General features: G+C 49.9%; 17 protein-coding genes, 1 tRNA gene and 2 pseudogenes. 10 read left to right on the forward strand and 10 right to left on the reverse strand.

Annotated features, from left to right (window positions below):
* Nucleotides 1-53 precede the first annotated feature (53 nt).
* The 3 genes from valS to pepA form a co-directional block, all read right to left on the reverse strand.
* The gene (valS, locus tag QUE74_RS26145) at nt 54-2909 is read right to left on the reverse strand and encodes a valine--tRNA ligase (protein ID WP_000416378.1); all 2856 of its coding nucleotides are present in this window, start codon (nt 2907-2909) and stop codon (nt 54-56) included.
* Complete coding sequence (holC, locus tag QUE74_RS26150) at nt 2909-3352, reverse strand: DNA polymerase III subunit chi (RefSeq protein ID WP_000786397.1); 444 nt, start codon at nt 3350-3352, stop codon at nt 2909-2911. The genes valS and holC overlap by 1 nt, the downstream gene beginning before the upstream one ends.
* Before the next feature lie 260 nt (nt 3353-3612).
* Nucleotides 3613-5124 carry a leucyl aminopeptidase gene (gene pepA, locus QUE74_RS26155; RefSeq protein WP_000397144.1) on the reverse strand — a complete coding sequence of 504 codons (1512 nt, stop codon included), beginning with the start codon at nt 5122-5124 and terminating at the stop codon, nt 3613-3615.
* A 153-nt stretch (nt 5125-5277) separates the two neighbouring features.
* On the opposite strand from pepA, the gene ytgA reads away from it, so the two are divergent.
* The 3 genes from ytgA (at nt 5278) to lptG (ending at nt 7573) form a co-directional block, all read left to right on the forward strand.
* Nucleotides 5278-5328, forward strand: coding sequence for a protein YtgA (gene ytgA, locus QUE74_RS26160; protein ID WP_211180521.1), 51 nt, complete (start codon nt 5278-5280; stop codon nt 5326-5328).
* A gap of 62 nt (nt 5329-5390) precedes the next feature.
* Nucleotides 5391-6491 carry an LPS export ABC transporter permease LptF gene (lptF, locus tag QUE74_RS26165; protein ID WP_000584114.1) on the forward strand — a complete coding sequence of 367 codons (1101 nt, stop codon included), beginning with the start codon at nt 5391-5393 and terminating at the stop codon, nt 6489-6491.
* Nucleotides 6491-7573, forward strand: coding sequence for an LPS export ABC transporter permease LptG (gene lptG, locus QUE74_RS26170; protein WP_001355111.1), 1083 nt, complete (start codon nt 6491-6493; stop codon nt 7571-7573). Before lptF ends, lptG begins: the two co-directional genes overlap by 1 nt.
* A gap of 160 nt (nt 7574-7733) precedes the next feature.
* Here lptG and QUE74_RS26175 read toward each other — a convergent pair whose 3' ends face one another.
* The 5 genes from QUE74_RS26175 to idnD all read right to left on the reverse strand — a co-directional run bounded on the left by QUE74_RS26175 (nt 7734) and on the right by idnD (nt 13582).
* The gene (locus QUE74_RS26175) at nt 7734-9236 is read right to left on the reverse strand and encodes a helicase HerA-like C-terminal domain-containing protein (protein WP_286331878.1); all 1503 of its coding nucleotides are present in this window, start codon (nt 9234-9236) and stop codon (nt 7734-7736) included.
* Nucleotides 9237-9313: 77 nt separating this feature from the next.
* Complete coding sequence (gene idnR / locus QUE74_RS26180) at nt 9314-10312, reverse strand: DNA-binding transcriptional regulator IdnR (protein ID WP_001355112.1); 999 nt, start codon at nt 10310-10312, stop codon at nt 9314-9316.
* 66 nt (nt 10313-10378) lie between these two features.
* Nucleotides 10379-11698, reverse strand: a complete 1320-nt coding sequence (idnT, locus tag QUE74_RS26185; protein ID WP_001128345.1) for a gnt-II system L-idonate transporter — start codon at nt 11696-11698, stop codon at nt 10379-10381.
* A gap of 64 nt (nt 11699-11762) precedes the next feature.
* Nucleotides 11763-12527, reverse strand: a complete 765-nt coding sequence (idnO, locus tag QUE74_RS26190; RefSeq protein WP_000998701.1) for a gluconate 5-dehydrogenase — start codon at nt 12525-12527, stop codon at nt 11763-11765.
* A 23-nt stretch (nt 12528-12550) separates the two neighbouring features.
* A complete protein-coding gene (gene idnD / locus QUE74_RS26195; RefSeq protein WP_001197418.1) occupies nt 12551-13582 on the reverse strand; it encodes an L-idonate 5-dehydrogenase in 1032 nt (343 codons plus the stop codon).
* A 216-nt stretch (nt 13583-13798) separates the two neighbouring features.
* Here idnD and idnK point away from each other — a divergent pair, with 216 nt between their 5' ends.
* Nucleotides 13799-14362 carry a gluconokinase gene (gene idnK, locus QUE74_RS26200; RefSeq protein ID WP_000896736.1) on the forward strand — a complete coding sequence of 188 codons (564 nt, stop codon included), beginning with the start codon at nt 13799-13801 and terminating at the stop codon, nt 14360-14362.
* A gap of 3 nt (nt 14363-14365) precedes the next feature.
* On the opposite strand, the gene ahr is transcribed toward idnK, so the two are convergent.
* A complete protein-coding gene (gene ahr / locus QUE74_RS26205) occupies nt 14366-15385 on the reverse strand; it encodes an NADPH-dependent aldehyde reductase Ahr (protein WP_001361150.1) in 1020 nt (339 codons plus the stop codon).
* A 195-nt stretch (nt 15386-15580) separates the two neighbouring features.
* Between ahr and QUE74_RS26210 the strand changes: the two genes are divergently transcribed.
* The 3 genes and pseudogenes from QUE74_RS26210 to QUE74_RS26220 all read left to right on the forward strand — a co-directional run.
* Nucleotides 15581-15665, forward strand: a tRNA-Leu gene (locus QUE74_RS26210).
* Between the two features lie 186 nt (nt 15666-15851).
* Nucleotides 15852-17117 carry a tyrosine-type recombinase/integrase gene (locus QUE74_RS26215; protein ID WP_032408829.1) on the forward strand — a complete coding sequence of 422 codons (1266 nt, stop codon included), beginning with the start codon at nt 15852-15854 and terminating at the stop codon, nt 17115-17117.
* Between the two features lie 279 nt (nt 17118-17396).
* A pseudogene (locus QUE74_RS26220) lies at nt 17397-17669 on the forward strand (HNH endonuclease); the annotation flags it as partial.
* 110 nt (nt 17670-17779) lie between these two features.
* Here the strand turns inward: QUE74_RS26220 and QUE74_RS26225 are convergent.
* Nucleotides 17780-18779: pseudogene (locus QUE74_RS26225) on the reverse strand (hypothetical protein).
* A gap of 296 nt (nt 18780-19075) precedes the next feature.
* On the opposite strand from QUE74_RS26225, the gene brxA reads away from it, so the two are divergent.
* From brxA to brxC, 3 genes are read left to right on the forward strand one after another with little or no spacing between them, the layout of a single operon-like run.
* On the forward strand, nt 19076-19678 hold the full coding sequence (gene brxA, locus QUE74_RS26230; RefSeq protein WP_077907039.1) for a BREX-1 system protein BrxA: 603 nt from the start codon (nt 19076-19078) through the stop codon (nt 19676-19678).
* Nucleotides 19675-20277 carry a BREX-1 system protein BrxB gene (brxB, locus tag QUE74_RS26235; protein WP_047644003.1) on the forward strand — a complete coding sequence of 201 codons (603 nt, stop codon included), beginning with the start codon at nt 19675-19677 and terminating at the stop codon, nt 20275-20277. Before brxA ends, brxB begins: the two co-directional genes overlap by 4 nt.
* Nucleotides 20278-20288: 11 nt before the next feature.
* Nucleotides 20289-23930, forward strand: a complete 3642-nt coding sequence (gene brxC / locus QUE74_RS26240; RefSeq protein ID WP_286331879.1) for a BREX system P-loop protein BrxC — start codon at nt 20289-20291, stop codon at nt 23928-23930.
* The last annotated feature ends 16 nt before the right edge of the window (nt 23931-23946 follow it).

Here is a 23946-nt window from a genome sequence, read left to right on the forward strand (position 1 = left end):
GAGATAAAAAAGGCCGGAGCATGCTCCGGCCTTCGTTTTCATCACGGTGTTGATTACAGCGCGGCGATAACAGCCTGCTGCTCAATCAGTTTCGCTTTCGCTTCCGCATAGCCTTCCAGCTTCTCACGCTCTTTCGCGATGACCGCTTCCGGTGCGCGGGCGACAAAGCCTTCGTTCGCCAGTTTGTTCTCGATACGGCTGATTTCACCTTCAATCTTCGCCACTTCTTTCGCCAGACGCGCCAGCTCATCTTCTTTGTTGATGAGGCCAGCCATCGGGATCAGCAGCTCTGCACCGTCGATGATCTTCGTAACGGAAACCGGACCTTTGTCATCGGCAGGCAGCACGGTGATGCTTTCCAGACGCGCCAGCGTTTGCAGGAAGCCACGGTTTTCATTTACGCGACGTTCTGCATCCGCGCTGCAACCACGCAGCAGCAGCTCCAGCGGTTTACCCGGTGCGATGTTCATTTCTGCACGGATGTTACGTACCGCAACGATCGCCTGCTTCAGCCACTCGGTGTCGGCCAGTGCGGCTTCATCAACCTGAGATGCATCATACTGCGGGAACGGTTGCAGCATGATGGTGTCGGCAGTGATACCGCAAAGTACTTTCACACGCTGCCAGATGGTTTCGGTGATGAACGGAATGATCGGATGCGCGAGGCGCAGCAGACCTTCCAGTACAGTCACCAGCGTATGGCGAGTACCGCGCAGTTCTGCTTCGGTGCCACCGTTCATTACCGGCTTGGTCAGCTCCAGATACCAGTCACAGAACTGGTTCCAGGTGAATTCATACAGAATGCCTGCGGCGATATCGAAGCGGAAGCTGTCCAGCGCTTCGCGGTACGCTTTAATGGTCTGATTGAACTCCGCCAGAATCCAGCGGTCCGCCAGCGACAGCGTCATTTCGCCGTCGTTGAAGCCGCAATCCTGACCTTCTGTGTTCATCAGCACAAAGCGGCTGGCGTTCCACAGCTTGTTACAGAAGTTACGGTAACCTTCCAGACGCTTCATATCCCAGTTGATGTCACGACCGGTAGAAGCGAGTGCGGCCAGGGTAAAGCGCAGGGCATCAGTGCCGTGGGGCTCAATGCCGTTCGGGAACTGCTTCTCGGTGCGCTTACGGATTTTGTCCGCCAGCTGCGGCTGCATCATATTGCCGGTACGTTTTTCCAGCAGTTCCGGCAGAGAAATTCCATCAACCATATCCAGCGGGTCGATAACGTTACCCTTGGATTTGGACATCTTCTGGCCTTCGTCATCACGAATCAGGCCGGTCATGTAAACGGTGTGGAACGGCACCTGCGGTTTGCCATTTTCATCTTTGATGAAGTGCATGGTCATCATGATCATGCGGGCAATCCAGAAGAAGATGATGTCGAAGCCGGATACCATCACGCTGGTTGGGTGGAACTGGCGCAGTGCGTCGGTGTTTTCCGGCCAGCCGAGCGTGGAGAAGGTCCACAGCGCGGAGGAGAACCAGGTGTCGAGAACGTCTTCGTCCTGACGCAGGGCAACGTCGGCACCGAGGTTATTTTCTTTACGCACTTCGTCTTCGTTGCGGCCAACATAAACGTTACCCGCTTCGTCGTACCATGCCGGGATACGGTGACCCCACCACAGCTGACGAGAGATACACCAGTCCTGAATATCGCGCATCCAGGAGAAGTACATGTTTTCGTACTGCTTCGGTACGAACTGAATGTCGCCGTTCTCAACCGCTTCAACTGCCGGTTTCGCCAGTACATCGGCACGCACGTACCACTGGTCGGTCAGCATCGGTTCGATAACTACGCCGCCACGGTCGCCGTAAGGAACGGTCAGGTCGTGCGGTTTAATTTCTTCCAGCAGGCCGAGTGCATCAACCGCAGCAACGACTGCTTTACGCGCGGCAAAACGCTCCAGTTTCTGGAACTCTGCCGGGATCTCGCTGGAATAAACGTCAGATTCGTTACCTTTAGTATCGAACACCTGGGCGCTTTCACGGATATCACCGTCAAAGGTCAGGATGTTGATCATCGGCAGGGCGTGACGTTTACCGACTTCATAGTCGTTAAAGTCGTGCGCCGGAGTGATCTTCACGCAGCCGGTGCCTTTTTCCATATCGGCGTGTTCGTCGCCAACAATCGGAATACGACGGTTAACTAGCGGCAGAATGACATATTTGCCAATCAGATCTTTGTAACGCGGATCTTCCGGGTTAACGGCCACGCCGGTATCGCCCAGCAGGGTTTCCGGACGGGTAGTCGCAACCACCAGATAATCTTTACCGTCTGCTGTTTTCGCGCCATCAGCCAGCGGATAGCGGATGTGCCACATCGAACCTTTCGATTCGCGGTTTTCCACTTCCAGGTCAGAGATAGCGGTACGCAGTTTCGGGTCCCAGTTTACCAGGCGTTTACCACGGTAAATCAGGTCTTCTTTATACAGACGAACGAAAACTTCTTTCACCGCATTGGACAGGCCTTCGTCCATGGTGAAGCGTTCACGCTCCCAGTCGACGGAGTTGCCGAGACGGCGCATCTGACGGGTAATGGTGCCGCCGGATTCCGCTTTCCATTCCCAGATTTTGTCGATGAAAGCTTCGCGGCCGTAGTCGTGACGGGTTTTACCTTCTTCTGCGGCAATCTTGCGCTCAACGACCATCTGGGTAGCGATCCCTGCGTGGTCAGTACCGACCTGCCACAGGGTGTTTTTGCCCTGCATGCGCTGATAGCGGATCATGGTATCCATGATGGTTTGCTGGAAGGCGTGACCCATATGCAAACTGCCGGTGACGTTCGGCGGCGGGATCATGATGCAGAAACTTTCCTGGCTTTCATCGCCATTAGGCTTAAAGTAGCCCTGCTTTTCCCAGTGCTCGTAAAGCGGCTGTTCGATATCTTGTGGGTTGTATGTCTTTTCCATTATTTCCAGGTTGCCGTATTCAGGTTGAAACCAGCCACGCGGTAGGCTTTATAGCGTTCGCGCGCCAGTTGTTTCAGAGAATCTTCATAAGGAACGAAGTCTACCACTTCTGTGAAAGCGGTGGCAAAATCTGCAAAGCTTGTTCGCAGACTAATCAATATATCGCGCGGGTTGCTGCTACGCTTTTGTGGCCAGGCGATCTCCACCGGTGCACCGCCGCGCGGTCCTTCTCCCGCTAAATTATGCGGAACAAAGCTTTCTGCCGGACGCGCCCACAGGGCTTCATCCAGTCGGTAAGCCTGCTTTTCATCTTCACAGGCGATGAGTACGCGCTTACCGCTGCGCCAACGTTCTGCGGCAATTTCGCACACCAGCTGCTCAACGGCGCTTAAGCCATCGACGGTGGTGTCATTGTCCAGAAGGTAGAACGTTGCGTTTTTCATAAATGGGGCTTCTTGTGGTGGATTTAAATATGCATTTGGTAATACACAGCGTTGCCTGATGCGACGCTGTCGCGTCTTATCAGGCCTACGGGTCCGGTATTCTGTGTCGGTCGGATAAGGCGTTCACGCCGCATCCGACAATAACAACATTGCCAGATGCGACGCTGTCGCGTCTTATCAGGCCTACGGGTCCGGTGCTCTGTGTCGGTCGGATAAGGCGTTCACGCCGCATCCGACAATAACAACACAGCCTGATGCAATTACTCTTCGCCGTTAAAACCGGCGCGGTTGAGCAGGAACTGTGCCAGCAACGCCACCGGGCGACCGGTTGCGCCTTTTGCTTTACCAGAACGCCAGGCGGTACCGGCGATATCCAGGTGCGCCCAGTTGTACTTACGGGTAAAGCGCGACAGGAAGCAACCTGCGGTAATCGCCCCGCCAGGACGACCGCCAATGTTCGCCATATCGGCAAAATTGGACTCCAGCTGTTCCTGATACTCGTCACCCAGCGGCAAACGCCATGCGCGGTCACCGGATTGTTCAGACGCGGCAATCAGCTCATGGGCCAGTGGGTTATGGTTCGCCATCAGGCCGGTAATGTGATGACCCAGCGCGATAACGCAGGCACCGGTCAGCGTCGCCACATCAATCACCGCTTCCGGCTCAAAACGCTCAACGTAAGTTAACACGTCGCACAGTACCAGACGGCCTTCAGCGTCGGTGTTCAGCACTTCAACGGTTTGACCGGACATGGTGGTTAACACATCGCCCGGACGATAGGCTCGGCCGCCAGGCATGTTTTCGCAACCTGCCAGCACGCCGATAACGTTAATCGGCAGTTGCAGCTCCGCGACCATACGCATCACGCCGTAAACCGCCGCCGCGCCGCACATATCGTACTTCATCTCATCCATGCCTTCTGAAGGCTTGATGGAGATACCGCCGGAGTCGAAGGTCAAACCTTTACCTACCAGCACGATTGGGCGTGCATCTTCCGACGCGTTGCCTTTGTACTCAATCACCGACATCAGCGATTCGTTTTGCGAACCCTGACCAACCGCCAGATAAGAGTGCATCCCCAGCTCTTTCATCTGCTGTTCGCCGATAACGCGGGTGATGACATTCTTGCTGTAGCTGTCAGCCAACTGGCGCGCCTGAGAGGCGAGGTAAGCGGCATTACAGATATTCGGCGGCATATTGCCGAGATCTTTTGCTGCTTTAATCCCGGCGGCAATCGCCAGACCGTGTTGGATCGCGCGCTCGCCGCTGGTCAGTTCACGGCGGGTCGGCACGTTGAAGACCATCTTACGCAGCGGGCGACGCGGCTCGCTCTTATTCGTTTTCAACTGATCAAAGCTGTAGAGCGTCTCTTTTGCCGTCTCGACAGCCTGACGCACTTTCCAGTAGTTGTTACGGCCTTTAACGTGCAGTTCAGTCAGAAAGCAGACCGCTTCCATCGAGCCAGTATCATTCAGCGTATTAATGGTTTTCTGAATAACCTGCTTGTACTGACGCTCATCCAGCTCACGTTCTTTGCCGCAACCAATAAGGAGGATGCGTTCAGAAAGCACGTTTGGCACATGGTGCAGCAACAGTGTCTGCCCCGGTTTTCCTTCCAGTTCGCCCCGACGTAGCAGGGCGCTGATGTACCCATCGCTGATTTTATCGAGCTGTTCTGCAATCGGAGAAAGGCGACGTGGTTCGAAGACGCCCACGACGATGCAGGCACTCCGCTGTTTCTCCGGGCTACCGCTTTTTACACTAAACTCCATGCACTACGCTCCTGAATCTTAAAGACAACGGCGGTGGCTACAGATAGAATTGCAAGCTTTCGTAACTCATGTCCGCTGTTGCGATGACTTCGTGTTAATCTTAACGTTATTACGGCATTGGCACGTCAGAACAAAATCTGAGAGGTGAATCCGTTGAGTATAATTATCTTAGCGACGATTTCGACGACTCAAGAGAATAAATGACGTTTAAGCCATGAAACAAGCTAAAATCCTGCAAAAGACGAGTTTTTACGGGCGTATTTAAAGTGATAATCATAAGATATCTGGTGCGGGAGACGCTCAAAAGCCAGCTGGCGATACTCTTCATCTTGCTTTTGATCTTCTTCTGTCAAAAGTTAGTGAGGATCCTCGGCGCAGCGGTTGACGGCGATATTCCGGCGAATCTGGTGCTCTCCCTTCTCGGGTTGGGCGTGCCGGAAATGGCGCAGCTTATCCTGCCATTAAGCCTGTTCCTCGGGCTGCTGATGACGCTGGGCAAACTGTATACCGAAAGTGAAATTACGGTAATGCATGCCTGCGGCTTGAGCAAAGCGGTTCTGGTGAAAGCGGCAATGATCCTTGCGGTATTCACGGCAATCGTCGCGGCGGTTAACGTGATGTGGGCGGGACCGTGGTCATCGCGTCATCAGGATGAAGTGTTAGCAGAAGCGAAAGCGAACCCTGGCATGGCGGCGCTGGCGCAAGGGCAATTCCAGCAAGCGACTAATGGCAGCTCGGTGCTGTTCATCGAAAGCGTTGACGGCAGCGATTTCAAAGATGTGTTCCTCGCGCAAATTCGACCAAAAGGTAATGCACGTCCTTCTGTGGTGGTGGCCGATTCCGGACATTTAACCCAGCTGCGCGACGGCTCCCAGGTCGTCACTCTCAACCAGGGAACGCGTTTCGAAGGCACTGCACTGTTACGTGATTTTCGCATTACGGACTTCCAGGATTATCAGGCGATCATTGGTCACCAGGCGGTGGCGCTCGACCCGAACGATACTGACCAGATGGACATGCGCACATTGTGGAACACTGACACCGATCGTGCCCGCGCAGAACTGAACTGGCGTATCACGCTGGTATTCACCGTGTTTATGATGGCGCTTATGGTCGTTCCGCTGAGCGTGGTTAACCCGCGTCAGGGGCGCGTACTGTCGATGCTGCCAGCCATGCTGCTGTATCTGTTGTTCTTCCTGATCCAGACCTCCCTGAAATCGAACGGCGGTAAAGGTAAGCTGGACCCGACGCTGTGGATGTGGACCGTAAACCTGATTTATCTGGCTTTGGCGATTGTTCTCAACCTTTGGGACACCGTGCCGGTCCGCCGCCTGCGCGCCAGTTTTTCGCGTAAAGGAGCGGTGTGATGCAACCTTTTGGCGTACTTGACCGCTATATCGGTAAAACTATTTTCACCACCATCATGATGACGCTGTTCATGCTGGTGTCGCTGTCGGGCATTATCAAGTTTGTCGATCAGCTGAAAAAAGCCGGGCAGGGGAGTTACGACGCGTTAGGCGCAGGAATGTATACCTTGCTGAGCGTGCCGAAAGATGTGCAAATCTTCTTCCCGATGGCGGCTCTGCTTGGGGCGTTGCTTGGTCTTGGGATGTTGGCGCAGCGCAGCGAACTGGTGGTCATGCAGGCTTCTGGTTTTACCCGTATGCAGGTGGCGCTGTCGGTGATGAAAACCGCCATTCCGCTGGTCTTGTTGACGATGGCGATTGGCGAATGGGTCGCACCGCAGGGCGAGCAGATGGCGCGTAACTACCGTGCGCAGGCGATGTACGGTGGCTCGTTGCTCTCTACCCAGCAAGGTTTATGGGCAAAAGATGGCAACAACTTCGTCTACATTGAGCGGGTTAAAGGTGACGAAGAGTTAGGTGGCATCAGTATCTATGCCTTTAATGAGAATCGTCGTCTGGAATCTGTACGCTATGCCGCTACCGCGAAGTTTGACCCGGAACATAAAGTCTGGCGTCTGTCGCAGGTTGATGAATCTGATCTGACCAATCCGAAACAGATCACCGGTTCGCAGACGGTGAGCGGCACCTGGAAAACCAACCTCACGCCAGACAAACTGGGCGTGGTGGCGCTGGACCCGGATGCACTCTCCATCAGTGGTTTGCACAACTACGTGAAGTATCTGAAGTCGAGCGGTCAGGATGCCGGACGTTATCAGCTCAACATGTGGAGCAAAATCTTCCAGCCGTTATCCGTGGCGGTGATGATGCTGATGGCGCTGTCGTTCATCTTCGGCCCACTGCGTAGCGTGCCGATGGGCGTGCGTGTGGTCACCGGTATCAGCTTCGGTTTTGTCTTCTACGTACTGGACCAGATCTTCGGCCCGCTGACGCTGGTTTACGGCATCCCGCCGATCATCGGCGCACTGTTGCCAAGCGCCAGCTTCTTCTTAATCAGCCTGTGGCTGTTAATGAGAAAATCGTAACTGGATGAACGTATAAGGGGAGCGAAAGCTCCCTTTATTATTGTTAGCAAAGTGTGCTTCGTTCATGCCTGAAAAATCATGAAAATTCAATATATTGCAGTAGTGTAGGCATGATAAGGCGCGCCAGCGTCGCATCAGGCAAAGACAAATCGCACCTGACTTACCTTTTTCTCCCCCCCAGCAAACTCCCCAGCACACCGCGTACAATCTGATTCGTCACCTGGCGGGCGGCGCTTTTCGCCATTGTTTGCACCACACCATCTTTCTTCCCGCCGCGTGGTCCGGTAGTGCCAAACAAAATATCCTTCAATCCACCAAGAATACCGTCATCCACCGCCACCTCTTTCCCTTTCGCGGGAGGATTATTTTGCTGCTCGGTACTGGCCTGAAAGCCTTTTTGCAACATCTCATAGGCGGATTCCCGGTCCACGTCATCCTCGTACTTGCCATACACCGGGGAGTGATTAATCAGGCCGTTACGCTCATCTTCCGTCACCGGCCCCATTCGCGAACAAGGCGCGATAACCATCGCCCATTCCACCACTGAAGGACTTCCTTTCGCATCGAGAAACGAGATTAACGCCTCGCCGGTCCCCAGTTCCTGGATTGCCTTTTCGGTATCAAACGCCGGATTGGCCCGCATGGTTTGCGCCGCAGCTTTTACTGCTTTCTGATCTTTGGGCGTAAAAGCCCGCAAAGCGTGTTGAACGCGATTACCGAGCTGTCCGAGCACATTATCCGGAATATCTGACGGGTTTTGCGAAACGAACCAGACGCCCACGCCTTTTGAGCGAATAAGCCTTATCACCTGCTCAATCTTATCCAGCAGTACCTGTGGCGCATCGTTAAACAGCAGATGTGCTTCGTCGAAGAAAAACACCAGTTTTGGTTTCTCCAGATCGCCCGCTTCCGGCAATTGTTCATATAACTCTGAAAGCATCCACAGCAGGCTGGCGGCGTACAGTTTCGGCATCTGATAAAGCTTCTCAGCGCTGAGGATATTGATAACGCCTTTACCTTTGGTATCGCTACGCATCCAGTCTTTGATATCCAGCATCGGCTCACCAAAGAAGTGTGCTGCGCCTTGCTGTTCCAGCGATAACAGCCCGCGCTGGATGGCACCAACCGATGCGCTACTGATATTACCGTACTGATTCTGGAAGGATTTGGCGTTATCGCCGATGTACTGGGTAATCGCCCGCAAATCTTTAAAGTCGAGCAGCAACAATCCCTGATCGTCCGCAATGCGGAAGATAATATTCATCACGCCAGATTGCACATCGTTGAGATTCAACAGTCGTGCCAGCAACAGCGGCCCCAGGTCTGAAACCGTCGCCCGCACCGGGTGGCCTTTCTCGCCAAAGATATCCCACACCACCACCGGATTAGCATGTGGTTGCCAGTCATTGACGCCGATATTATTAAGCCTTGCGAGCAGTTTTTCCGACGCAGTTCCTGCCTGCGCGACGCCGGTCAGATCGCCTTTTACATCAGCCATAAACACCGGTACACCGATTTCCGACAATGACTCCGCCAGTTTTTGCAGCGTAACGGTCTTACCCGTCCCCGTTGCGCCAGTAATCAGCCCGTGACGGTTAGCCATTCCCGGCAATAAAAACAGTTCTGTGTCCGACGTGCGGGCAATTAACAGGGGTTCGCTCATGAGATTTCCTCCAGTTTCCTGCCTGGAGTATAGGCAACGTCCGGCAAAGAGAATACGTGTAATGAAGAGAAAATAACCTAAAGCGTGTTACCGTGATAAATCTGATACCCGAGGTCAACAGTGTTGTGGTTGTGATCGTTATTTTTAATTTTGCTCAGCAACATTTGGGCGGCCATCCGACCAATATCAAAACGGGGAGTAATTACGCTGGCGAGGCTTGGGATCATTTGCCTGCCAATCTCCAGCCCATGAAAACCCGCAATGGAAATTTGTTCTGGCACGGCGAGGTTTCGCTCGCGGCACAGCAGAAGCGCACCCATCGCAATATCGTCATTGGTGCAAAATACACCGTCTAAATCCGGGTTTGCGCTAAGGGCATCACGCATTAATTGCATTCCTAAATGAATGGATGAGATGGCGCGTGGATTCATGCGTAACGGGGAAAGATTATGCAGCATCATCGCATCGCAATACCCCTGATAACGCTGTTCATCGCGGGTGTCATCTTTGGAACCGAGATACAGAATTTTGCGCCTGACTCGCTTATCCAGCATGGTACACACCATGTCAAAAGCGGCCTGCCGATTATCAAAACCGACCTCCATATCCAGCCGTTCTCCCTGTACATCCATCAATTCCACGACCGGAATGGTGGCTGAACGCAGAAATTTCACCGTCCTGATGGTGTGATATTTTTCCGAAAGAATAATCCCGTCAATGTTATAAGAGAGCAGGTTAATCACCGACTCTTCTTCGGAATCGCGATCGTAATTGTAATTAGCAATAAGGGTCTGATAATTATGCTCAGAGGTGACGGATTCTATTCCCGCGAGAATGTCAGCGAAGAGTTGATTTTGAAATGACGGAATCAAGATACCGAGGGTATAACTTTGTGCATTCAACAACATGCCGGGAGCGCGATTAGGGATATAATTGATCTCCTCCATAATTTTGGCGATGCGCTCGCCTGTTTCCTTTGCCACCTTTTTCGGCGAGCGGATATAACGACTCACGGTCATTTTTGTTACGCCAGCCAGCGTAGCGATATCCTGTAAAGAAATTCTGTGATTGAGCATAACTTCTCCCAACGTCGGGGGAATCTTCAATCTTCCCCCGAAACTACATCACAATATTTTATTCTTTCAGTGCAATACGGCGTTAATGGCTAACACGCCCAGCAAACCCATAATAGAAATAAGGGTTTCCATCACCGTCCAGGTACGCAACGTTTCACCAACCGTCAGATTAAAATACCCTTTAAATAGCCAGAAGCCAGGGTCGTTTACGTGTGACGCGATCACGCTGCCCGCACCGGTTGCCAGTACCATTAAAGCGGGATCGGCATGGGTAACGTTGATAATCGGCAACACCACACCCGCGGTGGTAATGGCCGCGACGGTGGCAGAGCCCAGAGCGATACGCAACAGCGCCGCAACAGTCCAGCACATCAATAACGGCGAAAGCGTAGTTCCGGTCATTAAGTGTGAAATATACTGCCCGACACCGCTATCTACTAATACCTGCTTAAACGCGCCGCCGCCAGCGATAATAAACACAATCATCGCGATAGCGCCTATAGAATCCCCAATGATATCCATGATTTGCTCGATGGTGCGTCCATTACGTCGGCCCAGTGTGAAAATCGCAATAACAATGGCAATAAACAGCGCAACGGCAGGGCTACCGACAAATTCAAAGAAGAGGCGCACGGTGTTAGTTTTCGGTAACGTAATTTCACAAACGGCGGCGATAGCCATCAGGATGACCGGGATCACGGCAGCGAAAATACTGTTCCAGAAGGAGGGCATCTCCTCTTCGCTAAACAGATGAGGATTAAATAAGCCTTCTGGTGGTGCTTTCTCAAAGCGAGTTAGCAGTTTAGAAAACAGCGGTCCTGCGACAATAACTGTCGGAATGGTAATGATAAATCCATACAGTAGAGTCGTTCCGAGATTAGCCTCAAAGATAGTCGCGATGGCAGTAGGACCAGGATGTGGCGGCAGAAAACAGTGGGTTACAGAGAGCGCTGCTACCATTGGTACGCCAACATACAACAGGGGTAATCCTGATGATGCTACGATGGTAAATACCAACGGCAACAGCAGGACAAAACCCACTTCAAAAAACATGGCGAGGCCCACAACCAGACCGGTGATCACTAGCGCCCATTGCACGCGTTTTTTACCAAAAGTAGCAATCAGCGTAGTGGCGATACGTTGTGCCGCGCCCGTATCAGAAATCAGCTTGCCTAACATGGCCCCGAAACCGAGGATCATTGCCAGCCCGCCGAGCGTGCTGCCGATACCAGTTTGTATAGAGTGCAGGACGGCCTGTGCATCCATCCCTTCGGCAAATCCGACGACGGCAGCTACCAGAACGAGGGCAATAAAGCCGTTAACTTTAAAGCCGATCATCAGGATAAGAAGCAGCGCGACGCCTGCCGCAATAATGATTAATGGCATAGTCTTTATCTCTTATTAGTGCCAGAAAAGCAGCGCTTTCGCGCTGCACGCAGGGTAGTGGCTGTTAAACAGCCACCAACATGCCGCCATCAACAAACAACAGGTGGCCGTTTACGAAATCAGAGGCTTTTGAAGAAAGGAACACCGCAGCACCAATCAGTTCCTGCGGATCGCCCCAGCGTGCGGCGGGGGTCCGTTTGCACAACCAGGCGGTGAAGGCTTCGTCCTCAACCAGTGCTTTAGTCATTTCTGTTTTGAAATAGCCCGGCGCAATACCGTTGACCTGAATATTGTGGCGCGCCAGCTCGACGCACATGCCGCGGGTGAGCATTTTTACCGCTCCTTTCGATGCGGCATAAGGGGTGATGGTGTCACGTCCCAGTTCGCTTTGCATCGAGCAAATATTAATAACTTTACCCGCCTTGCGTTCAACCATGTGACGAGTTACCGCTTGCGACACCAGGAACACGGCGGTCTGGTTTACTGCGATCACATCATTCCACTCTTGTTCAGGGAACTCAGTAAAAGGATGACGGCGCTGGATACCGGCGTTATTCACCAGCACATCAATGGGGCCGATGTCCTTTTCGATATGTTCAACGGCGGTATCAATTTCATGTTTATGGGTAACATTAAAAGGTGCGGCAACGGCCCGAACACCCTCCTGGCGGAGTTTTTCTACAGCAAGTTCTGCGCGTTCGGCAGTAATATCATTAATAATTATTTGTGCGCCATATTTACCCAGGCCGGTTGCCAGTAAAAAGCCAATGCCCTGTGCTGAACCGGTAATCAAGATATTTTTTCCTGCCAGTGAAAATAGATCGTTCATTGTATTATTCCTTTATTTATCTCTTAGAAAACAAGCTGGACTTTTGCTGCCTGGGTTTTATCACCGGCGAAACGTAGCGCCTCTTCCAGGTCAGTGAAGGGATATTCAGCACTCAGTAAAGGCAGTGGATTGATAACGCCATTCGCCAGCCATGACACTGCGGTATTAAATTCGCTGGTAAAACGGAAAGAGCCTTTGAGTGAAATCTCCTTACCAATCAACGTCATCATTGGGAATTCTGCCATCGCGCCTCCCATACCTACCTGCACCATTACGCCGCGTGCACGAGTGACCTCCAGACAGGTATTCACTGATGAAGGATGACCGGACACTTCAAAGCTGACATCGAAATAGCCTTTTTCCGCTTTCCAGTGATCCATGTCGTCGTTTTGTGGGTTTACGAGCACATCCGCCCCCATCTCTTTGGCCAGCAAAAGGGAACGGGGACTCACATCGGCACAGACAATTTCCGAGGCCCCCAGTGTTTTCACAGCACTGACAATCAGGCAGCCAATGGGCCCAACACCGGAAATAAATACTCGCTTGCCCTGTAACTCGCCGGCCTGATGTGCGGCATGAATCGCGACGGCTAAAGGTTCGGCAAAAGCCATAACCTTTTCGTCAGCTTTGGCCGGATAAGGGACACATTGCGACGTTTCGACCATTTTATAACGGGTAAAGCCACCATCAACATGAGGGAAATACATGGCACTGCCAAAAAAACGCATCTCTGTACACTGATTCTCGTTATGTTCAATGCAGTATTTGCAGTGACCGCAAGGTTTAGACGGATTAATGGCTACCGTTTGCCCTTCATGTAATTCTGATGAGTCGCTATGAATAACTTTACCGATAACTTCATGACCTAACACCATCGGTGCCTTTATCATGAAATTACCTACTTTTCCTTCCTGATAATAATGTAAATCGGAACCGCAAATTCCACCTCGGGTTATTTGTACTAATGTTCCATTATTATTCCAATCTATCGTCTGCTCGGTAACGGCAACAGTTTTCTTGCCCGCAACAACGCAGGACTGTGTTTTCACTTGCATAAATTCCTCACTGGTCAGGTAGACACCTCGGAAGCATTTAAGCGGTTTTAATTGTCATTATTTGTGATGAAGATCACGTCAGAAAATTGTTACATTACTATGTTACGCATAACGTGATGTGCCTTGTAATTCTTATCAACAGAAATAAAAAAACGTGAAATTATTATGCCGCCAGGCGTAGTATCGCCGCAGGTAAGATGATTCAGGAGATTTTAAATGGCGGGTGAAAGCTTTATTTTGATGGGCGTATCAGGGAGTGGTAAAACATTAATTGGTAGCAAGGTTGCCGCGTTATTGTCTGCGAAATTTATTGATGGTGACGATCTTCATCCAGCCAAAAATATAGATAAAATGTCGCAAGGCATTCCATTATCTGATGAAGATCGACTTCCCTGGCTGGAACGCTTAAATGATGCTTCATACAGTCTTTATAAAAAGAATGAAACAGGATTTATTGTCTGTTCATCATTAAAAAAACAGTATCGTGATATTTTACGCAAGGGTAGCCTCCATGTTCATTTCCTCTGGTTAGATGGCGATTATGAAACTATTCTCGCGCGAATGCAGCGTCGGGCTGGGCATTTTATGCCGGTAGCGTTACTAAAAAGTCAGTTTGAGGCGCTGGAGCGACCACAAGCAGATGAACAGGATATTGTGCGCATTGATATCAACCATGATATTGCCAATGTCACCGAACAATGTCGGCAGGCTGTGCTGGCGATAAGACAAAACAGAATATGTGCGAAAGAGGGCAGCGCCTCAGATCAGCGCTGCGAATGATTTTCAAAAATCTGCTTTCAACACCACGCGGTAGCGCGCTTTACCATCGCGTACATGCTGAATGGCGTCGTTAATTTTCGACATCGGGAACAGTTCGGTAGTCGGCGCAACCTTGCTGCGGGCGGCAAAGCGCATCAGCTTACGCAGCTCATAAGGTGTACCTGTTGCTGAACCAGAGACGCTGCGGTCGCCCGCAATTAACGTAAAGGCCGGAACAGACAGCGGCGTGAGGACCGCGCCGACTGTATGGAAATTACCGCCATACGTCAGCGCCTCAAAATAAGGCTGCCAGTCGAGGCTGACGTTGACGGTGTTGATAATGAGATCAAACTGCCCCGCCAGTGCTTTCAGTGCCTGCGGATCGCGGCTATTCACTACTTTATCGGCACCCATCGCCAGCACTTCCTGCTCTTTCGCCGGATTAGAACTAAAGGCCGTCACCTCGCATCCCATTGCGTGCAGAAGTTTTATAGCGATATGCCCCAGCCCGCCAATACCAATTACCCCAACGCGGCTGGTGGCAGTGATATGGTGCATTAACAGTGGTTTGAAGACCGTGATACCACCACACAGCAGCGGCCCGGCGGATTCGATATCGATATTTTCCGGCAGTGGAATCACCCATTGCCAGTCTGCACGCAACTTCTCGGCAAAACCGCCGCGATTCATAATTGTTGGCACCGCACCTTGCTCACAGTTGATCTGATTACCGCTAATACAGGCATCGCAGTGACCACAGCTTCGCGCCGTCCAGCCAATCCCGACACGCTGACCGACCTGCAAACCTTTATCCTGCGCGGCGCTCCCGAGCGCCACCACGCGCCCAATCACCTCATGCCCGGCAACCAGCGGATACTGTGAAAATCCCCATTCGTTGTCGATCATCGACAGATCGGAATGGCAGATCCCGCAGTAATCCACCTGCACTTCGACATCTTGTGGCTTCAGTTCACCGGGATCGTACTCATAAACTTCCAGTTTGCCGCCAGCCTCTTTTGCGGCATAGCTTTTTATCATCGACATATTTTTGTCCTTCTCTGGTGTTGTCTGGGAAGTGTAGAGCATGGTAGGGCGTGGTGCCTGGAGTGTGACAAAGGTTGCACATCGCTGTATGCAATGCTGAAAATTTCAGCACTTAGCGAGGTGCGAGCAAGCTGGCGCTTGCATGGTGGCGTGCGACAGGTATAATCCACAACGTTTTCCGCATACCTCTTCAGTGCCGAAGTGGCGAAATCGGTAGACGCAGTTGATTCAAAATCAACCGTAGAAATACGTGCCGGTTCGAGTCCGGCCTTCGGCACCAAAAGTATGTAAATAGACCTCAACTGAGGTCTTTTTTTATGTCTGAAATCCAGTATTTATCTACCTTTCCCGCTATATTAACTCTCTCAAGGTCAACCCATATCAACGTACATCTACCAACACATGTTGGTACAGATGATGGTATTTCCGGTTCGATAATGCTTGTACCAACAGGGAGGGAATACGCATGGCATTAACAGATATCAAAGTCAGAACAGCCAAGCCAACAGATAAGCAATATAAGCTGACTGATGGTGGCGGTATGCATCTGCTTGTCCATCCAAATGGTTCTAAGTACTGGCGTTTGCAGTACCGTTATGAGGGAAAGCAAAAGATGTTGGCACTTGGGGTTTATCCTGAAATCACACTAGCGGATGCCAGAGTACGCCGTGACGAGGCGCGTAAGCTGCTTGCGAATGGAGTCGATCCGGGAGACAAAAAGAAAAATGATAAGGTTGAACAGAGTAAAGCACGAACCTTTAAAGAAGTCGCGATCGAGTGGCATAGCACCAATAAAAAGTGGTCTGAAGATCACGCCCATCGTGTGCTAAAAAGTCTGGAAGATAATCTTTTTGCAGCGCTTGGTGAACGTAATATCGCTGAGTTAAAAACTCGAGATTTATTAGCACCCATTAAGGCCGTGGAGATCTCTGGACGTCTTGAAGTGGCAGCTCGTCTTCAACAGCGCACTACAGCCATCATGCGCTATGCAGTACAAAGTGGGTTAATTGATTATAACCCGGCACAAGAGATGGCTGGGGCGGTTGCTTCCTGTAATCGACAACATCGTCCGGCGCTTGAATTAAAGCGCATCCCTGAGTTGCTTACAAAAATAGATAGCTATACTGGTAGGCCGCTAACCCGATGGGCGACAGAACTCACTTTGCTGATCTTTATTCGGTCCAGTGAGCTGCGTTTTGCTCGCTGGTCAGAGATCGATTTCGAAGCGTCTATATGGACTATCCCACCGGAACGGGAGCCTATTCCTGGAGTGAAGCATTCCCATAGAGGCTCAAAAATGCGTACAACGCATCTAGTGCCTCTTTCAACGCAAGCCCTTGCAATTTTAAAGCAGATAAAACAGTTTTGTGGGTCTCATGACTTGATATTTATTGGTGATCACGATTCGCACAAGCCTATGAGTGAAAATACGGTAAATAGTGCGTTACGGGTCATGGGGTATGATACAAAAGTTGAGGTTTGTGGTCATGGCTTCCGCACAATGGCCTGTAGTTCATTGATCGAATCAGGTTTGTGGTCTCGTGATGCTGTTGAACGTCAGATGAGCCACATGGAGCGAAATTCAGTGAGGGCCGCGTATATCCATAAAGCAGAACATCTGGAAGAACGGCGATTGATGTTGCAATGGTGGGCCGATTTTCTTGATGCGAACCGGGAGAAGGGTATCAGTCCGTTTGAATACGCAAATGTTAACAATCCGCTGAGAAGGTGACAGAAGGCTATTCACACACATGCTCTTCCCCATGGGGAAGAGCAACCTGCTCCAATAAATTTCTTTTTTATTCCGGCTGATAGCACCGCAATCACCCGTTCCCTTTAAATAGCCACTTAGCATTCGGCGTAAAATTTGACAGAGAAGGACTATCTCAGCAGGAGCTTAAAGTGTGGTTTTAGGCATAATGTCAATTGACTCACCATTTGGGAATTGTAGATGATTGACATAGTTTCCCAAACGGAAAAATCACTTCCCTTCTTGGAAGAAAATCTGCGAGCACATATAAAATGGAAACAGCACGGCGGCCCTTGTGAAATCCCCAATGGCCTGGCGTTTTGCGCAATTCACCATAAAGTCTTTGATAAAGGATCGATTGGTCTGGATGAAAATATGCGGGTACTGGTCTCGGATGTGGTAAACGGCGGAGGGATCGTTGAGAGATTATTCTGGGATTTTGACGGGAAAACTATTGCGTTGCCACAGGTGCGTAAAAATTACCCTTTTGAGGGGGGTGTGGAGTGGCATCGGAAAGAGGTTTTTAGGGGGTGAGGTTGATAATACCGTGCCCCCATAATATTGCCATCTCTTGCATTGAGATATTAAAAGCTACAAATGTTCTCCCCATTTTTAAATGTAGACATTTATAGCAATATCAAAACTTACTGTTCAGCTTTTTCAACAACAAAACCATTTTGCCGTACAAACTCAATCAAGAGTTCAATATTAACAATGCCCCATTGATTAGAAATAGCAACAATTTCACCAGAAGGAAGTGTAATCAACGCATCTTCATTAATATGATAGCGACTCTTTTGCTTCTCTGGTATCTGATCGACAAGCATAACCGTACGTTTTTTAAAGTCTTCACTTAACCCATTTATTAAATCATTATAACTTGCAGGATTAAATTGATTTATCCAATCGCGTAATAATTCAAGCGCTAATTTACGCTTATTAAGTTCTTTATCTTTATATATATACCACGTATAGTCCTTCTCTTTTTTCTGACTGCTAATTAGCTGCTCATCACGTTTTTCACGAAATTTAACTTGATATTCTTCCAATTCAGGAACCGGTATGATTTGCTCTGCATTGATCAGAACATCATCATTAAATCTATAAGGCGTCAGACGAACACATCGAATGTCTACCCCCTTATCTCTTAACCAAATCGCAGTGGTAGTCAGTTCCTTGCTAAAATCCGATGAAGCCAAAACAATTCTGATATCTTTTCCGAAATCAACAAGCTCAGTTTCATCCAGCTCAACAAATTCAAGTATTTTTTCTTTCGCATCGGCATCGCAGTTTTGTTTTTTCAAATACGTCTGGAAATATTCACATGCTTTCGCAAAACTCATTGTGGAAATCATCGCTGCATATCGTAGTGCCTGTAACTCCATATGCGCACCCGTTTCATCTCGTTTTAATTCGATAACCACTAAATTTGCCTGTTTATCGATTGCCAATAAATCAATTCGCCGACGGCTATCTTCCCAGTCAGAAAACTCTTCGGAAATCACCAGACAATCAGGAGCAATAATATCTATATTTTTTTTTGATTGCTTCTTGTAAATCATAACGTTCCTGTAATCCTTCCAGAGTAAAGGTCGTTTTTTCTAAAGCATGTAGTTCTTTATTTGCGATATTGTACAGCGCCACGTTTATCTTCCTTTTTTAACTGATTTTACAGGGACTTTAACACAGTAAAAATTTTATTTCCTGAGCTGTAATCGATTAAGCTGATGCACTAAATGGGAATCATATAGGGTCATTTCCAGTCTCACTTATAGAAATGGCTAAAGCATGACTCTCGCCAAAACCGTTTATGTGTTGTACATAACGCGATCATCCCTCTCACAAATTGCCTTTTCTCATGGCATCTCGCCCGGTCCCCCATTACAATCACTTTTTGTTTTTTGCGAGCTGCATTCCAGTCTTCAGAGGGTTTTTCGATGATTAAAAATGACAAGGCATGGATAGGAGACTTGCTGGGCGGACCGCTCATGAGCAGGGAAAGCCGCGTCATTGCCGAACTGTTGCTAACCGATCCCGATGAACAGACATGGCAAGAGCAAATTGTTGGCCACAACATTTTACAAGCATCTTCTCCTAACACCGCAAAACGTTACGCGGCAACAATCAGGCTTCGCCTGAACACGCTTGATAAAAGCGCGTGGACATTGATTGCCGAAGGTAGTGAGCGGGAACGCCAACAACTTCTGTTTGTGGCTCTGACGCTACATTCGCCGGTAGTTAAGGATTTTCTGGCTGAAGTGGTGAACGATCTGCGCAGGCAGTTCAAGGAAAAGTTGCCTGGCAATAGTTGGAACGAATTTGTTAATAGCCAGGTTCGCCAACATCCGGTACTCGCCAGCTACTCAGATTCATCTATTGCAAAAATGGGAAACAATCTGGTGAAGGCGCTTGCTGAAGCGGGTTATGTGGATACGCCCCGCAGACGTAACCTGCAGGCAGTTTACCTTTTACCGGAAACTCAGGCAGTGTTACAGCGCCTGGGGCAACAGGACTTGATATCTATTCTGGAGGGAAAACGGTGATAGATCCCGTTCTTGAATATCGCCTGTCTCAAATCCAGAGTCGCATTAACGAAGATCGCTTCCTCAAAAATAACGGCTCCGGAAATGAAATTGGTTTTTGGATCTTTGATTATCCCGCGCAGTGCGAACTGCAGGTACGGGAGCATTTGAAATATCTGCTCCGGCATCTGGAAAAGGACCATAAATTTGCCTGTCTGAATGTCTTCCAAATCATCATCGATATGCTCAATGAACGCGGCCTTTTCGAGCGCGTCTGCCAGCAGGAAGTCAAAGTGGGTACTGAGACGCTGAAAAAGCAGCTTGCTGGTCCGTTAAATCAGAAAAAGATCGCTGATTTTATAGCGAAAAAAGTCGATCTGGCTTCCCTGGATTTTGTCATTCTTACCGGTATGGGCAACGCCTGGCCATTAGTACGCGGTCATGAACTGATGAGTGCCTTGCAGGATGTCATGGGGTTCACCCCACTGCTGATGTTTTATCCTGGCACCTACAGCGGGTACAACCTTTCCCCGCTCACAGACACCGGCTCACAAAATTATTATCGCGCTTTCAGACTGGTACCAGATACGGGACCCGCAGCAACATTGAATCCTCAATGAAGAGCATAGCAATGAATATTGAACAGATTTTTGAAAAACCTCTAAAACGAAATATAAACGGGGTAGTCAAAGCAGAGCAAACCGATGATGCCAGCGCGTACATCGAGTTAGATGAATATGTCATCACCCGCGAACTGGAAAACCATCTTCGCCATTTCTTCGAATCCTATGTTCCTGCCACTGGCCCGGAAAGGATCCGTATGGAAAACAAGATCGGCGTATGGGTTTCAGGCTTCTTCGGTTCAGGTAAATCGCACTTTATTAAGATTCTTTCTTATCTTTTATCTAACCGCAAAGTTACACATAACGGAACGGAACGTAATGCTTACTCCTTCTTTGAAGATAAAATCAAAGATGCATTATTCCTTGCCGATATTAACAAAGCGGTGCATTACCCAACTGAAGTCATTCTGTTCAATATTGATTCGCGTGCCAACGTAGATGACAAAGAAGATGCCATTCTTAAAGTCTTCCTGAAAGTTTTCAACGAACGCATTGGCTACTGCGCTGATTTTCCGCATATTGCCCATCTTGAGCGCGAACTGGATAAACGCGGTCAGTATGAAACCTTTAAAGCCGCGTTTGCCGATATCAATGGCTCACGCTGGGAAGACGAGCGCGACGCTTACTACTTCATCAGCGATGACATGGCACAAGCATTAAGCCAGGCTACGCAGCAGAGTCTTGAAGCCTCCCGTCAATGGGTGGAACAACTCGACAAAAACTTCCCGCTGGATATCAATAATTTTTGCCAGTGGGTAAAAGAGTGGCTGGATGATAATGGTAAGAACATCCTCTTTATGGTGGATGAAGTCGGTCAGTTCATTGGCAAAAATACGCAAATGATGCTGAAGCTGCAGACTATTACTGAAAACCTTGGGGTAATCTGCGGTGGTCGCGCATGGGTTATCGTGACTTCGCAGGCCGATATCAACGCGGCAATCGGTGGTATGAGCAGTCGCGACGGACAGGACTTCTCCAAGATCCAGGGGCGCTTTTCTACACGCCTGCAACTTTCCAGCTCTAACACATCAGAAGTTATCCAGAAACGTTTGTTGGTCAAGACTGACGAAGCAAAAGCGGCGCTGGCAAAAGTGTGGCAAGAGAAAGGCGATATCCTGCGTAACCAGCTGGCTTTTGACCCTACAACAACTACTGCACTACGTCCTTTTACCAGCGAAGAAGAGTTCGTTGACAACTACCCGTTTGTCCCGTGGCACTATCAGATTCTGCAAAAAGTGTTTGAATCTATTCGGACGAAAGGTGCAGCGGGTAAACAGTTGGCCATGGGTGAGCGTTCTCAGCTGGAGGCATTCCAGACTGCGGCGCAGCAAATCTCAGCGCAAGGGCTGGATTCTCTGGTGCCTTTCTGGCGCTTCTATGCCGCCATTGAGAGCTTCCTGGAACCTGCCGTTAGCCGCACCATCACTCAGGCTTGCCAGAATGGCATTCTTGATGAGTTCGATGGCAACCTGCTTAAAACGCTGTTCCTGATCCGCTATGTGGAAACGCTGAAAAGCACCCTGGATAACCTGGTCACATTGTCTATCGATAGGATCGATGCCGATAAAGTTGAGTTGCGCCGCCGGGTCGAAAAAAGTCTGAACACGCTTGAACGCCTGATGCTCATTGCGCGCGTTGAAGATAAATATGTGTTCCTGACCAACGAAGAGAAAGAGATCGAAAACGAGATCCGTAACGTTGATGTCGATTTCTCTGCGATCAACAAAAAACTGGCATCGATCATCTTTGATGACATTCTGAAAAGCCGTAAATATCGTTATCCGGCTAACAAGCAAGACTTTGATATCAGTCGCTTCCTGAACGGGCACCCATTAGACGGCGCAGTGCTTAACGATCTGGTGGTGAAGATCCTGACCCCTAAAGATCCGACTTATTCGTTCTATAACAGCGATGCGACCTGTCGCCCTTATACGTCAGAAGGCGACGGCTGTATTTTGATTCGTCTGCCCGAAGAGGGCCGTACCTGGAGCGATATTGATTTAGTCGTCCAGACTGAAAAGTTCCTCAAAGATAACGCCGGGCAACGTCCGGAACAGGCTACCCTGCTCTCAGAAAAAGCGCGTGAAAACAGCAACCGGGAAAAATTACTCCGTGTTCAGTTGGAATCACTACTTGCAGAAGCAGATGTCTGGGCGATTGGCGAGCGCTTACCGAAAAAATCCTCCACGCCATCGAACATTGTCGATGAAGCCTGCCGTTACGTGATTGAAAACACCTTCGGCAAGCTGAAGATGCTGCGGCCTTTTAACGGTGACATCTCCCGTGAAATTCATGCATTACTGACGGTTGAGAACGACACCGAACTGGATCTCGGTAACCTCGAAGAGTCCAACCCCGACGCCATGCGCGAGGTAGAAACCTGGATCAGCATGAATATCGAATACAATAAACCGGTGTATTTACGCGATATTCTGAACCATTTCGCGCGTCGCCCTTATGGCTGGCCCGAAGACGAAGTGAAACTGCTGGTAGCCCGTCTGGCCTGCAAAGGTAAGTTTAGCTTCAGCCAGCAAAACAACAACGTCGAGCGAAAACAGGCGTGGGAGTTATTTAATAACAGCCGCCGCCATAGCGAATTGCGTCTGCATAAAGTTCGCCGTCATGATGAAACGCAGGTGCGTAAAGCCGCGCAAACCATGGCTGACATCGCTCAGCAGCCGTTTAACGAACGGGAAGAGCCGGCGCTGGTTGAACATATTCGTCAGGTATTTGAAGAGTGGAAGCAAGAGCTGAACGTATTCCGCGCCAAGGCAGAGGGCGGAAACAATCCGGGGAAAAACGAGATTGAATCCGGTCTGCGCCTGCTTAATGCCATTCTTAATGAGAAAGAAGATTTTGCCCTGATCGAAAAAGTATCATCGCTGAAAGATGAACTTCTGGATTTCAGCGAAGATCGTGAAGATTTGGTCGATTTCTACCGTAAGCAATTCGCCACCTGGCAAAAACTGGGGGCTGCGCTGAATGGCAGCTTTAAATCTAACCGCAGCGCGCTGGAAAAAGACGCCGCGGCGGTTAAAGCGCTGGGCGAGCTGGAAAGCATCTGGCAAATGCAGGAACCTTATAAGCATCTAAATCGTATCACGCCGTTGGTTGAACAGGTCCAGAACGTCAACCATCAGTTAGTCGAACAGCACCGCCAGCACGCCCTCGAACGCATTGACGCCCGCATTGAGGAAAGTCGTCAACGCTTGCTGGAAGCGCACGCCACGTCAGAGCTGCAAAACAGCGTTCTGCTGCCGATGCAAAAAGCCAGAAAACGCGCTGAAGTCAGCCAGTCGATTCCGGAAATTTTGGCGGAACAGCAAGAGACAAAAGCGCTGCAAATGGATGCAGATAAAAAGATTAACCTGTGGATCGACGAGCTGCGTAAAAAGCAAGAAGCACAACTCCGGGCAGCAAATGAAGCCAAACGCGCTGCCGAGTCAGAACAGACTTATGTTGTGGTAGAAAAACCCGTTATCCAACCGGTACCGAAAAAAACGCATCTGGTGAATGTTGCCAGTGAGATGCGTAATGCCACCGGTGGTGAGGTTCTGGAAACGACCGAACAGGTGGAAAAGGCGCTCGACACGTTACGCACAACGCTGCTGGCCGCCATTAAAGCAGGCGATCGCATTCGCCTTCAGTAACTCCCATTTCAGGGCA

Source organism: Escherichia sp. 10290, assembly GCF_030295155.1.
GTDB classification, from domain to species: domain Bacteria; phylum Pseudomonadota; class Gammaproteobacteria; order Enterobacterales; family Enterobacteriaceae; genus Escherichia; species Escherichia coli_F.